General features: G+C 54.8%; 16 protein-coding genes and 1 tRNA gene. 7 read left to right on the forward strand and 10 right to left on the reverse strand.

The genetic code is table 11. From position 1 onward, the window contains the following. Window positions 1-102 precede the first annotated feature (102 nt). From ihfA to FEE96_RS12065, 4 genes are all read left to right on the forward strand, one after another. Window positions 103-405 (forward strand): integration host factor subunit alpha, encoded by a 303-nt coding sequence (ihfA, locus tag FEE96_RS12050; protein WP_138163288.1) that lies wholly within the window; start codon window positions 103-105, stop codon window positions 403-405. 14 nt (window positions 406-419) lie between these two features. Further along, a complete protein-coding gene (locus tag FEE96_RS12055; protein ID WP_138163289.1) occupies window positions 420-1223 on the forward strand; it encodes a MerR family transcriptional regulator in 804 nt (267 codons plus the stop codon). 59 nt (window positions 1224-1282) lie between these two features. Beyond that, window positions 1283-1359 (forward strand) — tRNA-Pro (locus tag FEE96_RS12060). 147 nt (window positions 1360-1506) lie between these two features. After that, the gene (locus tag FEE96_RS12065) at window positions 1507-2586 is read left to right on the forward strand and encodes a 2'-deoxycytidine 5'-triphosphate deaminase (RefSeq protein ID WP_138163290.1); all 1080 of its coding nucleotides are present in this window, start codon (window positions 1507-1509) and stop codon (window positions 2584-2586) included. An 8-nt stretch (window positions 2587-2594) separates the two neighbouring features. Here FEE96_RS12065 and FEE96_RS12070 read toward each other — a convergent pair whose 3' ends face one another. Further along, window positions 2595-3119: an Lrp/AsnC family transcriptional regulator gene (locus FEE96_RS12070; protein WP_138163291.1), complete on the reverse strand. Its 525-nt coding sequence runs from the start codon at window positions 3117-3119 to the stop codon at window positions 2595-2597. A 78-nt stretch (window positions 3120-3197) separates the two neighbouring features. Here FEE96_RS12070 and FEE96_RS12075 point away from each other — a divergent pair, with 78 nt between their 5' ends. Beyond that, the gene (locus FEE96_RS12075) at window positions 3198-4358 is read left to right on the forward strand and encodes an MFS transporter (protein ID WP_138163292.1); all 1161 of its coding nucleotides are present in this window, start codon (window positions 3198-3200) and stop codon (window positions 4356-4358) included. Here the strand turns inward: FEE96_RS12075 and FEE96_RS12080 are convergent. The 7 genes from FEE96_RS12080 to FEE96_RS12110 form a co-directional block, all read right to left on the reverse strand. Then, a complete protein-coding gene (locus FEE96_RS12080) occupies window positions 4318-4527 on the reverse strand; it encodes a hypothetical protein (RefSeq protein WP_138163293.1) in 210 nt (69 codons plus the stop codon). The two genes, FEE96_RS12075 and FEE96_RS12080, sit on opposite strands and share 41 nt — an antisense overlap. Before the next feature lie 76 nt (window positions 4528-4603). Continuing rightward, window positions 4604-5260: an SMC-Scp complex subunit ScpB gene (gene scpB, locus FEE96_RS12085; RefSeq protein ID WP_138163294.1), complete on the reverse strand. Its 657-nt coding sequence runs from the start codon at window positions 5258-5260 to the stop codon at window positions 4604-4606. Further along, a complete protein-coding gene (locus FEE96_RS12090; RefSeq protein WP_138163295.1) occupies window positions 5260-6051 on the reverse strand; it encodes a segregation and condensation protein A in 792 nt (263 codons plus the stop codon). The genes scpB and FEE96_RS12090 overlap by 1 nt, the downstream gene beginning before the upstream one ends. Further along, window positions 6044-7054 (reverse strand): beta-N-acetylhexosaminidase, encoded by a 1011-nt coding sequence (gene nagZ, locus FEE96_RS12095; RefSeq protein ID WP_138163296.1) that lies wholly within the window; start codon window positions 7052-7054, stop codon window positions 6044-6046. The genes FEE96_RS12090 and nagZ overlap by 8 nt, the downstream gene beginning before the upstream one ends. Further along, a complete protein-coding gene (locus FEE96_RS12100; protein ID WP_138163297.1) occupies window positions 7054-8160 on the reverse strand; it encodes an SPOR domain-containing protein in 1107 nt (368 codons plus the stop codon). The genes nagZ and FEE96_RS12100 overlap by 1 nt, the downstream gene beginning before the upstream one ends. Window positions 8161-8244: 84 nt before the next feature. Continuing rightward, on the reverse strand, window positions 8245-9990 hold the full coding sequence (argS, locus tag FEE96_RS12105) for an arginine--tRNA ligase (protein ID WP_138163298.1): 1746 nt from the start codon (window positions 9988-9990) through the stop codon (window positions 8245-8247). 111 nt (window positions 9991-10101) lie between these two features. Continuing rightward, complete coding sequence (locus FEE96_RS12110; protein ID WP_138163299.1) at window positions 10102-11256, reverse strand: deoxyguanosinetriphosphate triphosphohydrolase; 1155 nt, start codon at window positions 11254-11256, stop codon at window positions 10102-10104. Between the two features lie 89 nt (window positions 11257-11345). Here FEE96_RS12110 and FEE96_RS12115 point away from each other — a divergent pair, with 89 nt between their 5' ends. Next, window positions 11346-11669 (forward strand): HesB/IscA family protein, encoded by a 324-nt coding sequence (locus FEE96_RS12115; protein WP_138163300.1) that lies wholly within the window; start codon window positions 11346-11348, stop codon window positions 11667-11669. Window positions 11670-11692: 23 nt separating this feature from the next. On the opposite strand, the gene FEE96_RS12120 is transcribed toward FEE96_RS12115, so the two are convergent. Together FEE96_RS12120 and FEE96_RS12125 are read right to left on the reverse strand one after the other, a co-directional pair. Then, the gene (locus FEE96_RS12120) at window positions 11693-12763 is read right to left on the reverse strand and encodes a DUF6902 family protein (protein ID WP_138163301.1); all 1071 of its coding nucleotides are present in this window, start codon (window positions 12761-12763) and stop codon (window positions 11693-11695) included. A gap of 53 nt (window positions 12764-12816) precedes the next feature. Further along, window positions 12817-13110: a DUF6749 family protein gene (locus FEE96_RS12125; RefSeq protein WP_138163302.1), complete on the reverse strand. Its 294-nt coding sequence runs from the start codon at window positions 13108-13110 to the stop codon at window positions 12817-12819. 350 nt (window positions 13111-13460) lie between these two features. On the opposite strand from FEE96_RS12125, the gene xth reads away from it, so the two are divergent. Further along, the gene (gene xth / locus FEE96_RS12130; RefSeq protein ID WP_138163303.1) at window positions 13461-14267 is read left to right on the forward strand and encodes an exodeoxyribonuclease III; all 807 of its coding nucleotides are present in this window, start codon (window positions 13461-13463) and stop codon (window positions 14265-14267) included. The last annotated feature ends 23 nt before the right edge of the window (window positions 14268-14290 follow it).

Genomic DNA, 14290 nt, shown 5'->3' on the forward strand with positions numbered 1-14290 from the left:
ATTTGAGCCAGACACAGGCCTACTAATCCGGTCATTGCAAATCATTGATATTGACAGGGAAATTCTCTACGCCCTATTGTTTATAAAACAAGGGGATTGGTTATGAGTGACACGACTCTGACGCGAATGGATTTAAGCGAAGCCGTTTTTCGCGAAGTTGGGCTTTCACGCAACGAAAGCGCCCAGCTGGTGGAAAGCATGCTCGGCCATATGTCTGATGCATTGGTCCGCGGTGAACAGGTAAAAATCTCGTCTTTTGGCACCTTTAGCGTGCGGGACAAATCTGCCCGTATTGGCCGCAACCCAAAGACTGGTGAAGAGGTTCCTATTCAACCTCGTCGAGTTTTGACCTTCCGTCCTTCGCACCTGATGAAAGATCGTGTCGCTGGCGGCAACCGCTCGTAACAGGACCAAATTTTATGTCAAAGTCACCAGATGCCTTTCGCACAATCAGTGAAGTTGCGGAATGGCTAGGGATTCCGGCGCATGTTTTGCGTTTTTGGGAAAGTAAATTTAGCCAAATCAAACCGGTCAAACGCGCGGGCGGGCGACGCTATTACCGCCCCGCTGACATGTTGCTGCTGGGCGGGATCAAACACCTCCTGCATGATGAAGGCCAGACTATCAAACAGGTACAGGCCCTGTTGCGCGACCACGGCCCTGCATATGTTTCGGAGCGTTCTGCGTCACTAGAGGCGACAGCGGACCCGATGCCGGTGGTCGAGATAGAAGACACCTTTGCAGATTTTGTTGCACCGCGTCCTTCAGTCCCGGACCAAATGCATATGGATCTCGATGCTCCGCATGAGCCAAACCCGCCGAACTCCCCCGTTGAGGAGAGCTTTGAAGCAACCGCTGACCTGATAGAGTTTGAAAGCCAATCTCCGACATCTCTTCCAGCGACTGACCCTATTCCTGCAGAGCCAGACCCAATTCCTGCAGAGCCCAACCCTGTTCCTGCAGAGCCCAACCCTGTTCCTGCAGAAACCTTCGATGCCCTGAACGAGACTGATGTCACCACAACGCCCCCCCCGGCAGCGGCTCCACTGATTGTCGAGATCGAAGACATCGCTGATGACTCGCTGAATGTGGTACATGCAGGCGTTCTGGCTCAACTGGCAAACATCACCTCTTTGGATGCAGCCAGCCAAGAACAAGCCTTGATTTGTGCCGGGCAACTCAAAACATTTATTGCCGACCAGAACAATCAGCCTGCCAATTGACCAAAGACCAAATTTCCCTCTTGCCCCTGCCCTCAAATCCAGTAGAACGCTCTCAATAACGGGCTATGGCGCAGCCTGGTAGCGCGTCCGTCTGGGGGACGGAAGGTCGCAGGTTCGAGTCCTGCTAGCCCGACCATACAAAAACGCTCGGGTGAGAAATCACCCGGGCGTTTTGTTTATCCGCCGACCAATTCTTGGTACATGTCGAATTGCGCCGAGACAAAAAATAGGCCAGAATCAGCAGGTCGTTGCGCTCATGGCACGACCAGAGACAGGATCCACCATGACCGGCGTACTACCCAGCCAAGCCATTGAAACGATGATCAAACGCGGCGAAATCAACGGATCGCCTTCCGTTGAAGCCGCCCAGATCCAACCTGCCAGCCTAGACCTGCGTCTGGGCACGATGGCCTACCGGGTGCGCGCCTCGTTTTTGGCAGGACACGGCCAGAGTGTCGCCGATCGTCTGAACGAATTTGAAATGCACCGCATCGACCTGAGGGATGGCGCAGTATTGGAAAAGGGCTGCGTCTACGTGGTTCCTTTGATGGAGCAGCTGGACCTGCCAGATGATGTCTCCGCAGTGGCCAATGCCAAAAGTTCGACCGGACGTCTGGATCTGCTCACCCGTACCATTACGGATGGTGGTGTGGAGTTTGATCGTATCAAACCCGGATATACTGGCCCCCTATACGCTGAAATCTGCCCGCGGTCTTTTTCGGTTCTGGTTCGGCCGGGAATGCGCCTGAACCAGATACGGTTCCGCACGGGTCAGGCCGTCCTCAGTGACGATGAGCTGAATTTGCTTCACGCCCAGTCCCCATTGGTCGACGGGCCTGCGGTCATTCAGGATGGCCTCGGCTTTTCAGTTGATTTGCAGCTGCCCGGCAGTGATCTGGTTGGATATCGCGCCAAGCCCCACACTGGGGTGATTGATCTGGAACGCATTGGCGAATACGACGCCCATGATTATTGGGAAGAAGTCCGCACCACCCAAGGCCGTATCATTCTAGATCCCGGTGCATTTTACATCCTGGTCAGCCGCGAAGCTGTCCATATTCCACCAGAATACGCCGCTGAAATGGCACCGTACCTCGCCATGGTGGGGGAGTTCAGAGTTCACTATGCTGGCTTCTTTGATCCCGGATTTGGCCATGATGCAGCTGGTGGGGCCGGATCGCGCGGCGTGCTGGAAGTGCGTTGCCACGAGGCTCCGTTTGTTTTGGAACATGGTCAGGTTGTCGGGCGGCTTGTGTATGAGAAAATGGCGCAGGTGCCGGAACAACTCTATGGCTCCGGCATTGCGTCGAACTATCAGGGCCAGGGTCTAAAACTATCCAAGCACTTCAAAACAAAAGTATAAAGCTAACCTCACCTGATCCCTGCCAAGTCTTCCAGGTCGGTTGAAACCTCGGCCTGCACGGCGCGTTCCAAATGTGTCGACAGGGTTAGATATGTGCGGGTCCCACGCACGCCCTTGGTATCATAGAGTTGCGACAACAGCCCCTCTAGCGCTAGTGGCGAGGCAACACGAACCTTGAGGATTAGACAGGTGTCCCCTGTGGCAGAGTGGATCTCCTCCACCTCCGGCCAGTCGCCTAGCGCCATCATTGCGCTGGTCTTGCCCCACCCCACAGTGTCCACATGAATGAAGGCAAGCAATGGCTTACCAACGGCCGGTCCATCCAATTGGGCTACGGTTGCTTTGATCGCGCCTGAGGCGCGCAACCGTTTAACCCGTTCGTGCACCGCGGGTGGAGACAGGCCAACCACCTGGCTAATTGCGGCATAGGCTTGGGTGGCGTCGCGGCTTAACTCACCTAATATTCTTCTGTCCAGATCGTCCAATTCCCGTGCAGCACGGGGTTTCCTCTGAATGCTATCTGTTTTTGCCATCACGGGTACCTTCTATGCTTCACAGAACCAAATTCCGTGAATAGAGGTTACCTCTGAACAATCTTCGAGGGCAAGATCATGGTGGCATCGATTCTCATTTTGCTAAGCGCCATTGGGGTGATTGGGGCAAATTCACTGTTGCTGTCGCCTCTGGTCACAGCCGTTGGTGCTGACCTGCAAGTCAGCGCTGCACAGGTGATGCAGGCCGCCAGTGCGTATGGGTTGGGTGTGGCCCTTGCTGCCATGTTACTGGCCCCCCTGGGGGATCGGTTTGGCGCCGGCCGCCTGTTGCGGGTTACCCTGGTGTTTCTGGTCGTCGGTTTGGCCGCCAGCGCCCTTGCGCCTACTCTTTATGCCTTGATTGCCGCGCAGACCCTATGCGGGCTGGCCGCTGGGGCCGCTTTGCCATCTATCTACACGCTGGCCGTGACCATTGCGCCCAAAGGGCGTGAGTCGCAGACTTTGGGAGCTGTTTTGACGGGTTGGACCGTTTCCTTGGTGTTGGGTGTCAGCCTTGGCGCCTGGATCACTGACCACTTCGGCTGGCGGGCAGTCTATACCGCGTTATCCATTGGGACTGCCTTGCTTTGGCTCTTCAGTACCCGCCTTCGCAATCTGGGAAGCTCGGGCGACCGTACGACGTCGCCACTGACTGCACTCAAGGTCCCCGGAATTAAGCGCGGCCTGCTGGCTACCGTGTTGTTGATGCTCAGTTTTTACATCACATACTTCTTCATTGGCGCCCATGTCACTGTTGATTTGGGCTTAAGCACGACAAAAGCTGGGTTGGTTCCGCTTTTCTATGGGATTGGTTTTGGACTGGCTGTGTTGGCAGACCCTATCTTGGATAGAATCGGGTTGGAACGCGCCACTGCGCCGGTGTTTCTGGCTATCACCCTGACGTATGTATGCATGATCGCACTGTCTGGTACCTTTTATGGGCTTCTGATGGTGGCCGCGCTTTGGGGCATCTTTCAGCACCTTGGCTTAAACTTGCTGGTGGCAAGACTGACGGCCTTAGATCCGTCACAACGCGGCGCCATCATGGGGCTGTATAGCACGGCAACATATCTGTGCATCTTTGCTGTGCCTGCGCTTGGCGGGCTGGCCTATGCAAACTGGGGTTTGGCTGGTTGTTTGGCAGTGTCAGCGTTTTTGTGCCTGATCGAGATGTTCGAAGCCAAAGGGCTACGTCGACCTACTGCCATGGCCCACGTCGCGCCAGACGCATCTGTTTAGCCCGGCGTTTGACATCGCCGTTCAAATCTGGCGCATCTTTGGTCTGGTCATTGTGACGGCCTGTGGTGCGCCGTTTTGAAACTGCGTTGATACCCGCCCTAATTCCAGAGTTCACACCGCGCCGCATCAACTGCCGCACAATCATGTTGATCAAACTGTTCATATTCATGCTGGCACCCCCTTGAGATCAGTGCCAGAAATATCAGTCGATTAAGTTGATTTCGAGGCGAAGACAGATGCCAATGTCACTCTTCGAACAATTCGGTTTGGGCATCGTCATCTTCAACATCCAAATCGCCTAGCGCCATTGCACCCGGCGGCGGCCGGTTTTCCAGCAAGCCAGCTGCGCGCAATTCTTTCAACCCAGGCAGATCACGGGCACTTTCCAAGCCAAAATGGTCCAGAAACTGTGGTGTAACCACAAAAGTTACCGGGCGGCCCGGTGTCATTTTACGTCGCCCAAGACGAATCCACTCCATTTCGAGAAGTTGATCGATCGTACCGCGCGATACAGACACGCCTCGAATTTCTTCGATTTCCGCCCGTGTCACCGGTTGATGATACGCAATGATCGCCAGCGTTTCGATTGCTGCCCTGCTCAGCTTGCGCGTCTCAACGGTTTCTTTTTGCATCAGAAAACCAAGATCTGGTGCCGTTCGCATCGCCCAGGTATCGCCAATGCGAACCACATGCACACCACGGCCTTCGTATTTCTTGCGCAAATGCGCCAATGCCTCGCCCGGATTACAGCCGTGCGGCATCCGTGCTTCGAGATCTCGCAGGGTGACTGGCGCAGCACTGGCAAACAACACAGCCTCAACCATGCGTTCCTGTTCAGCCATCAAGGGTGCGTCAAACAGGCTTTCGTTTTCACCTTCAGGAGCTGCGCTATGGTCTTCCATCAATTTTCCTTGTCGCAGCTGCGCAGTTGAATTGGGGCGTAGGTCTCGCTTTGTCGTAGCTGCACCTTGCCCTCTTTTACCAGCTGTAGCGATGCGGCAAAAGTTGCTGCTGTGGCGGAGCGGCGTTTGACTGGATCACTGTGCCAACCGTCAGGCAGATAGCTCAGCATATCCGTCCAACTGCCAGTAAACCCGATCAGCTTGCGCATGCGCTCCAGTGCTTCTTCCATGGTAAAGACTGATTCTCGGTCCAGTACAAACGGACGAAAATCATCACGGGTACGGATACGGGCATAGCCCTGCATCAGATCCAGCAAAGTGGCATTGTAGGTTACGGTCTTAATCCGGGTGATGTCCTCGCACTGGCCACGCGCAAAGAAGTCACGGCCCAGCTGATCCTGCGCCATCAATTGGGCTGCAGAATCGCGCATGGCCTGAAGTCGTTCGAGTTGAAAAGCAAGATGGGCCGCGAGTTCTTCACCACTTGGTCCGTCTTCCCCTGGTTCAGGCGGCAACAAAAGACGTGATTTCAAAAACGCCAACCAAGCGGCCATCACCAAATAGTCGGCGGCCAGTTCAATCCGCAACACCTTGGCACGTTCGACAAAGTTCAAGTACTGCCGCGCCAATTCCAGCACCGAGATCCGGCGAAGGTCTACTTTTTGACTACGGGACAGGCTCAGCAAGACATCGAGCGGGCCTTCAAACCCGTCAACATCCACGATCAGCGCTTCAGCCGCCAACCTTTCGGCAACCGATTGAGCCGTCTCCTGAAATAGATCGTTAGCCATACACCAATCCGCCCATAAGGGCAGATAGTTCCGCTTCGACAGCATCGATGTCAAGTTCATCGGGTGTTCGACGGGCTGCAAGGGCCCGTTCAGCCCGAATTTGGGCCTTGTCAGTCATTTCACCCGCTGAAGCGGCAACCGCTGCACGGTCCGCCAAAGGCGCGTTGCAATACAGCGCAACGTCACAGCCCGCATCCAAAGACGCACGCGCCAGATCAGCAGGTGCCCCCTGCAGGGCCTTCATCGAGATATCGTCGGTCATGATCAGCCCGTCAAAACCGATCTGGGCGCGGATGAGTTGCATCATGACAGGAGACAAGGTGGCTGGCACGCTGTCGATTGCATCATAAACCAGATGTGCGGTCATCCCCATCGGCAAATCGTTCAGGCTGCGGAACGCGGCAAAATCAGTGCTGTCCAGAATGCCTGGATCCGTGCTGACATGCGGCAAGTCATGATGGCTATCTGCTGTGGCCCGGCCATGTCCCGGCAAGTGTTTCACCACCGGCAGCACACCACCATCCAGCAAGCCCTGCGCGGCTGCGCGCCCCAACTCAGCAACAGTTTCAGCATCACTGGCGTAGCAGCGATTTTTCAAAAACGCATGTGTTTCACTGCCTGCAATGTCTACCATCGGCGCACAGTTGCTGTCGATTCCAAGTGCAAACAGTTCCTGCGCAATCAAACGATAGCGCAGATACATCGCTCGGGTCGTATTTTCAGGCAAAAGAACACGTTCTACATGTTCCAGCGGCGGCATCCATTGCCGGGCCAGAGGGGGGCGCAAGCGTTGAACACGGCCACCTTCCTGGTCAATTGTAATTGGACAGTTGCGCCCCACCGCATTGCGGAAATCGTCACACAAGGCCCTGACTTGGTCAGCCGTATTAATATTGCGGGCAAACAAAATAAAGCCAAAAGGATTCGTATCGCGAAACAGAGCTACCTCTTCGGCGGTCAATCGCAGCCCTTCGGCATCCAAAATGGTGGCACCAAACCGCATCAGCGTGTGGTCACTGGGATGCAGTCCGCCTTGCCCGCAACCAAGGTTGCGCAGAACCGGCGGGCATCCGACAGATCATCAAAGCCCATCGCGCGCAACCGATAGAAGGTGCGGCCACCACTTTCGGCCTTTTGGATCACCCGGCTTTTACCTTCAAAGTAATCGCCAAACTGGCCAAAAATACGTTCCCATTCAGCCCGCGCCACAGCTGCACTTTCATAGGCACCAAGCTGTGCCAATCGAGTCCCCGCAGCCAGGCTTGTAGCCTCGACTTCCAAAGCGGAACGACCCTGTATTGGCGTACCACTGCCTTGCGAGAGCGATGCACGCGCAGGGCGCACCAAAGGACGTAAGGACACTTTAACACCGGGGGCATTCAAAACTGCTGGTGACGGGGCAAGAGGCGTAATTGCGGCAGTTTCCACTGGCTGCAAAGGTGTGGGTTGGACAATTACCGGCGCTGCAACCGAGGCCAGTGTAGCCACTGACTCACCCAGCGGGGTCACGCCTTCGGTCAGTTCAGCCACCAAGGCATCAATTTCTCCATTCTGGAAGGCTGTTACCGCAGCCTCAGAAATTGGCTCCTCTTGAAGTGGTGCTGGAATTGGAGCCACCGTAACAGTCACATCGGAAACGGGTACATCGTCTTCGGTCAGATTCATCGAAGCCGGAGCCAGCGTCAAACGGTCAGCAGGGTCTGCCGCTGTACCATGGGCAGCAACTGCGTTCACAGCCAGGCCCTGATTGTCCGCAGATCGACCACCTGGATTGTCTGGTTGTATTCGCATTGGCCCTTCGAGCGAACGCACAACGGGCACTCCGCTGACGTCACGCGCCACCAGTTTGTAGCCCCAAACGCCGATGCCAACGATTAGTGCCAGCGACGCAACAGCGCCCAGCAGCCCCACCGCCTTGGCAACGCCGCCGCTCTCGGCTGCGGGAGACCCGTGGTTCATGGCATGATGATGATCCGCATGGCCATAGGCCTGCGGATCATCATTGTGATATTGTGGTTGGTAGCGATTTCCATTGTTCGCCGCCCTGGAAAGGGATGCGCCAACTAAAGAATAAGCCTGGCTATCGCCAGCTTGCGCGTTTAACGCCATGTCCGCCTCACTGCCCGTTTGATGCGACGATGCGCATGTCAGGGTCTATTGATCTGCCTCAGACCAGCGTTTCGGGCGATTTTGTTACCGCATCTCCTGCGCTGGATTCACCCCTAGAATACCCAAACCGGCAGAAATAACAATCGAAACGGCCCGAGCCAGCGCCAATTTTGCATGTGTTGCCGATTGGCTGCTTGTGTTAACAAATCGTAAATCGTCATTGGATTTGCCGAGATGGTACAATCCGTGCAGATCTGAAGCCAGATCATAGAGGTAGAACGCGACCCGGTGTGGTTCATGTGTCCGGGCAGCAATGTCCACCAATCGCGGCCATTCAGCCAGCTTTTTGGCTACAGACAATTGTGCATCATCATCCAGCAGTGACAGATCAGCCGCACCAAGGGTCGCATCATCCGTAGCGATTCCGGCCTCACCCGCCTTGCGTAGCGTTGAGCAAATTCGGGCATTTGCATATTGCACATAAAACACCGGATTGTCCTTGGACTGCTCCAGAACTTTGGAAAAATCAAAATCAAGCGATGCATCGTTTTTGCGGGTCAGCATCACAAAGCGGGTGACATCAGCCCCGACCAGATCCACCACATCGCGCAGGGTGACAAAGGTGCCCGCCCGTTTCGACATCTTGAATTCCTGTCCATCCTTGAACAGTTTAACCAGCTGCGTCAGCTTGATGTCCAGTGGCACCCGGCCATCAGACAGGGCTGAAACCGCGGCTTTCATCCGTTTGACATAGCCACCGTGATCAGCGCCAAAGACGTCAATCAACATATCAAAGCCACGATCGACCTTGTCATAGTGATAGGCAATGTCAGGCGCGAAGTAGGTCCAGGCGCCATCAGATTTTTTGACCGGACGATCGACATCGTCGCCATGTTCGGTGGATTTGAACAGGGTTTGTTCGCGCGGTTCCCAATCCTCAGGCTTCTTCCCCTTCGGCGGCTCCAGCACACCTTCGTAGATCAATCCCTTGTCATCCAGCTCGCCAATGGCGGCTTCGATCCGGCCGGTGCCATACAGCGATTTCTCTGAATAGAACTTGTCCATTACCACGCCCAGCGACTTCAGGTCAGCGCGGATCAGCTCCATCATGGCATCGGTCGAGAAGGTCCGGACCTCTTGCAACCAGACATCCTCGGGCTGGTCAACATAGGCATCACCGACCTTGGCCTTCAGCGCCTTGCCGGTGTCGATCAAATAGTCACCGGGATAAGTGCCATCGGGGAAAGCAACCTCTTGGCCGTGTGCCTCAAGATACCGCAGGTAGACAGACCGCGCCAAGACGTCGACCTGACCGCCGCCATCATTGATGTAGTATTCGCGGGTAACGTCATAACCGGCAAAGTCCAACAGGCTGGCCAGTGCATCACCAAATACGGCACCACGGGTATGACCAACATGTAGCGGCCCAGTGGGGTTGGCCGAAACATATTCAACATTAACCTTGAGCCCCTGCCCCATTTCGGAGCGGCCGAAATCCAGACCCGCACCTAAAACCGACTTGGGAATGCCCTGCCACACCGATGCTGCAAGACGCAGGTTCAAAAAGCCGGGTCCAGCGACTTCGGCAGAGGAGACCCGATCATCAGAGGCCAGTTTGACTGCCAGAGCCTCGGCGATATCGCGTGGCTTTTTCTTGGCGGGTTTTGCCAGCACCATTGCAGCATTGGTCGCCATGTCGCCATGGGCAACATCACGGGGCGGTTCAACCGCTACATTTCGCAAGTCCAGACCTGCGGGCAACGTGCCGTCAGACACCATCGTGTCGAGGCTTTCAATCACAAGCGAGCGGATATCTGTAAACAAGTTCATGTCTGGTGTCCCATAGGTTCAGGACCGCGAAGTATCATGCCCAGCCCAATGGTCAATATCTTATGGTCTGATGCTGCGAATTGGAAACAGGCACCAGATCACGACAAACCGCTATTTACTCACTTCCAGCCCCTTGATTAGCCTCTGGTGCTCTTGCAGGGCAAAACGGTCGGTCATGCCAGCGATGTAATCCGACACGATGCGTGCCAAAGCGGTTTCGCCATCTGCGGCTTGGATTTCAGCATGCCAGCGATCGGGCATTTGAAGTGGCTTTTGCAGATAATAAGGAAACAGCGCCTCGACCACCTTCCCCACTTCGGTCCGTTTCACCATCACCGTGGGTGCGCGGTACATCCGGGTGAACAGAAACGCGCGGATTTCCTTCAGATCGGCCCAGACCGGTCGCGAGAACTGGACAACGGGATGATCTAAAGCCCGGACAGCTTCAACACTCTGCACCCCGGTTTTGGCCAATGCGGCACGCGCAGTGTTGATCACATCCCCGACCATGACCCCAAACACCCGGCGCAGTGCTTCGTGGCGGCGCCTGTTGGGATCGAGACCGGAATACAACGCATCAACTTGAGCATAACAGGGACCGATGATTGGCAACTGTTCAATATCTGCATCGGTGAACAAACCGGCCCGCAAGCCGTCATGTAGATCGTGATTGTTATAGGCAACATCATCAGCAAGGGCCGCCACCTGCGCCTCAGCACTGGCATAGGTATGTAGTTCCAGATCATGCCGCGCGTTGTAATCGGCCAGGGTATACGGCAGGTCGCCAACCACTGGGCCGTTATGTTTGGCAATTGCCTCGAGCGTTTCCCAGGTCAGATTCAACCCATCAAATTCAGCGTAGTGGCGCTCTAGCGCGGTGACGATACGAATGGCCTGTGCGTTGTGGTCAAACCCACCATAGGGCTCCATCAGCGCATGCAGGGCGTCTTCGCCGGTATGACCAAACGGGGTATGGCCCAGATCGTGGGCCAGAGCCACGGCTTCTGTCAGTTCTTGGTTCAGCCCCAAAGCACCAGCAATTGTGCGGCCGACCTGTGCTACCTCGATCGTATGGGTTAGCCGCGTGCGGTAATTATCACCTTCGTGTTCAACAAAGACCTGTGTTTTGTGTTTCAGGCGGCGAAAGGCACTGGCATGGATGATCCGGTCACGGTCTCGTTGGAAGGGCGAGCGAAAACTACTCTCCTCTTCGGCAACCAATCGTCCACGGGTATTTTCTGGCTTTGAAGCATAAGGCGCATGCATCTGTAATCTTTTCCTTTGCAAATCTTGTCGCCCGGCCTCTACCTTTCTATATATTAGACTGCGCCGCAACAGAACTTCGTGGAGATGGTATGCAACTACCACCAAAAGTAACCGATAGAGCCTTTGCCCGACTGGCCGAGATTGGCGCTGCCGTGCAGGGTCAGGCCCTGCGTATCGCGGTAGAAGGTGGTGGCTGTTCCGGGTTCCAGTACGAAATTGCGCTGGATGATGCCAAGGACGACGATCTGGTACTATCGGGTCAGGGCGAACAGGTGGTGGTTGATGCTGTGTCGCTGCCGTTTCTGGAAAATGCGGTGATCGACTTCACCGAGGAGCTAATTGGTGCCCGGTTCACCATTGAAAATCCTAATGCCAGTTCCAGCTGTGGCTGTGGGACTTCGTTCTCAATGTAAGACACCAGACTTGTTGCCCGTTGCTAGCCAAATACCAACGAAGACCGTGCAAAACTGGCAAAGAACCTCTCAAAATGGACGCTGCTGCTTTCAGCTGTGCGTAGGATTTCGTAAGACTCCTTGCTGAGTCCCGGCTCCAAATGTTGCCGCATTACCGGCCAACTAGGGCTACGATCGCGCCCCAGATCGAACAACATCTGCGACATCTGACGCAATGGGCCTATCCGTGCTGCGCTTTTGCGTATCTGCATCGGCCCCGGAGCCATCTGTGGAATAAAAGGCACCCCCTTCACGGTAGCCATTGCCCAGTTGCAGACAAAATAATCATGATAAGCATCTTGTCCCGCCCCCGGTGTGGCACTGGTGATCACAAACCCGGCAGTTTGCCAACGCAACCAGTCCAACCAAGCCGCTGGCGGGTGCTTTCCAGCGTATAGCAGCGAAATGCAGACCTCGGCCAACAAATCTGAGTTTTGATCTAAGAAAGCCAGCAGGCCCGCATATTCCAAACTCAATATGGCTTGCTTGCCAAGCCCGGGATCGCGGCGACCATACTCCGATAGGTAAAAAACAATATGTGTGAGTTCATAAGCTGCCTTTTTGTTTGGCAGAGCAAACGTCTCGGGGCGGTTGATAAAGCGATATAAACGGTCTGTAAGTGCCATGCTATTGGCGACGCCGGCAACACCGCGTCGCAGCAAAAGGCGACGGGCTTCGGCGCGTTGTAAGTCTGACAACTCAGCCTCGGCCAGCCCTTGTCGTGCTACCCAATGGGCAATCTCTTCGCCCTTGTCGCCACCAAACCCCAGATCTTCTAGATCTAGGCAAATGGACAGAATAAACCTATAATATTGTTGAAAAAAACAGATCCGGCTTTCAATGTTACTGTAAAAGTTAACCAGAGGATCTAATTGATCACCGCATAATTTGGCACCGGTACACTCCAGAATGTTCAGCAGCTCTGCGTTTTCTTTTAGCCAGAAAACATCATCTTGTTGTCTCCGGTGTTGGGCAAAATTACCGATCAAAGCTCCGTATAGCGGAGCAGTTGGTGGCTGTGATGGTGGCGCCCTGAGAGGAATGATATTTGACATTTTCGGTCTTTCCTCTTCCTTTTGAAAATCAGGCGCCACGCATGCCCGTATGCTTAGCTGCCTGACGAGAACATTTCTGTGCCGTCACCAACTGATGTCAGCTGACAGCGAACCGAAGTGGATCCAGAAGAGAACAACTGTGTTGCTTCACCTTTCAAGGCATCCGAAACGCAGGTAGGTGTTGAACCAGATGAAAACGCCCAAGTCACGTCGCCGCTCATAATGTCCGCACTCATTTCTGGCGCTGACCCTGAAGAAAACAGCGCTGTGCCATCTCCGTCGAACTGGCTGGTAGAAGCAGTTTTAGTGACAATTGGCAGCTCAGTTGGAATACGAAGGGCGGTCATGGCTAAACTCCTAAATTGGGGTGGATGTATACATATTGTTAACACACGTATTGGCTGATTTGAGCATCAGATTTTGCAACTTAAAGGGATTGACCCCGCGAATTTGTAGCTTTCACCTCGCAAATCGCTGTAAAAAAAGAGCAATAAATTTCCAGAAAGTATTCCGGCCCGCAGGTCGGCTAGCGCAAATTCGCAAACCAAATTTACTCTACTACGGGTTGATTTTGCGGTCGTGCAGTGTCGGTTTCTGACACAAAACCGAATCGCTTATCCCTGCAACACAACCGCTGCCTTGCCTCTCCTGCCGGTATCGGCAATAGATCACTCCTGGCCTCAACAGGAGACGTGAGATGAAAATCGCCACCTTCAACATCAATGGTATCAAGGCACGGGCACAGGCTCTGCCTGCCTGGCTGGATGATGCACAGCCTGACGTGGTGTTGCTGCAAGAGGTCAAATCCGTCGATGAGGCCTTCCCTCGTGAGCTATTCGAAGACCGTGGCTATAACGTCGAAACCCATGGCCAAAAAGGGTTCAATGGCGTTGCAATCCTGTCAAAGTTGCCGCTGGAAGATGTTCAGCGTGGCCTGCCCGGCGATGATGATGATGTACAGGCCCGTTGGATTGAAGCGACTGTTGTAGGCAAACAGGCGTTGCGCGTTTGCGGACTTTATCTGCCCAACGGAAATCCGGTTGAACTGCGGGATGACGGCAGTCCCGAACCGGGTGGCAAATACGATTACAAGCTGCGTTGGATGCAGCGGTTACACGAACGCGCCAAGCAGCTGCTGGCTGAGGATGCCCCCGCGCTGATGGCAGGTGACTACAATATCATCCCTCAGGCTGAAGATGCCAAACGGCCAGAGGCCTGGGTAGAAGATGCCCTGCATCGGCCTGAAAGCCGTGCAGCGTTTCAGCGTCTCGTCAATTTGGGTTTCACCGAAGCCTTTCGCGCCCGCCATCAGGGAGCAGGTCACTATTCGTTCTGGGACTATCAGGCGGGTGCGTGGAATCGTGACGACGGCATACGCATTGACCACTTCCTGCTGTCGCCTCAGGCCGCCGATCTGCTGATGGATTGCCAAATCGACAAGCATGTTCGTGGTGGCGACAAGCCTTCAGACCATGTTCCGGTTTGGGTCGAGCTAGACCTGTAACCCCCACTACGATGTGATCAGAG

It is taken from the genome of Parasedimentitalea maritima (assembly GCF_005771405.1).
In the GTDB taxonomy this organism is placed as follows: domain Bacteria; phylum Pseudomonadota; class Alphaproteobacteria; order Rhodobacterales; family Rhodobacteraceae; genus Parasedimentitalea; species Parasedimentitalea maritima.

Bases quoted from the DNA above. Each gene is read 5' to 3' on its own strand.
- ihfA (WP_138163288.1), top strand. From the start codon at position 103: ATGAGTGACACGACTCTGACGCGAATGGATTTAAGCGAAGCCGTTTTT.
- FEE96_RS12055 (WP_138163289.1), top strand. From the start codon at position 420: ATGTCAAAGTCACCAGATGCCTTTCGCACAATCAGTGAAGTTGCGGAA.
- FEE96_RS12065 (WP_138163290.1), top strand. From the start codon at position 1,507: ATGACCGGCGTACTACCCAGCCAAGCCATTGAAACGATGATCAAACGC.
- FEE96_RS12070 (WP_138163291.1), bottom strand. From the start codon at position 3,119: ATGGCAAAAACAGATAGCATTCAGAGGAAACCCCGTGCTGCACGGGAA.
- FEE96_RS12075 (WP_138163292.1), top strand. From the start codon at position 3,198: ATGGTGGCATCGATTCTCATTTTGCTAAGCGCCATTGGGGTGATTGGG.
- FEE96_RS12080 (WP_138163293.1), bottom strand. From the start codon at position 4,527: ATGAATATGAACAGTTTGATCAACATGATTGTGCGGCAGTTGATGCGG.
- scpB (WP_138163294.1), bottom strand. From the start codon at position 5,260: ATGGAAGACCATAGCGCAGCTCCTGAAGGTGAAAACGAAAGCCTGTTT.
- FEE96_RS12090 (WP_138163295.1), bottom strand. From the start codon at position 6,051: ATGGCTAACGATCTATTTCAGGAGACGGCTCAATCGGTTGCCGAAAGG.
- nagZ (WP_138163296.1), bottom strand. From the start codon at position 7,054: ATGCGGTTTGGTGCCACCATTTTGGATGCCGAAGGGCTGCGATTGACC.
- FEE96_RS12100 (WP_138163297.1), bottom strand. From the start codon at position 8,160: ATGGCGTTAAACGCGCAAGCTGGCGATAGCCAGGCTTATTCTTTAGTT.
- argS (WP_138163298.1), bottom strand. From the start codon at position 9,990: ATGAACTTGTTTACAGATATCCGCTCGCTTGTGATTGAAAGCCTCGAC.
- FEE96_RS12110 (WP_138163299.1), bottom strand. From the start codon at position 11,256: ATGCATGCGCCTTATGCTTCAAAGCCAGAAAATACCCGTGGACGATTG.
- FEE96_RS12115 (WP_138163300.1), top strand. From the start codon at position 11,346: ATGCAACTACCACCAAAAGTAACCGATAGAGCCTTTGCCCGACTGGCC.
- FEE96_RS12120 (WP_138163301.1), bottom strand. From the start codon at position 12,763: ATGTCAAATATCATTCCTCTCAGGGCGCCACCATCACAGCCACCAACT.
- FEE96_RS12125 (WP_138163302.1), bottom strand. From the start codon at position 13,110: ATGACCGCCCTTCGTATTCCAACTGAGCTGCCAATTGTCACTAAAACT.
- xth (WP_138163303.1), top strand. From the start codon at position 13,461: ATGAAAATCGCCACCTTCAACATCAATGGTATCAAGGCACGGGCACAG.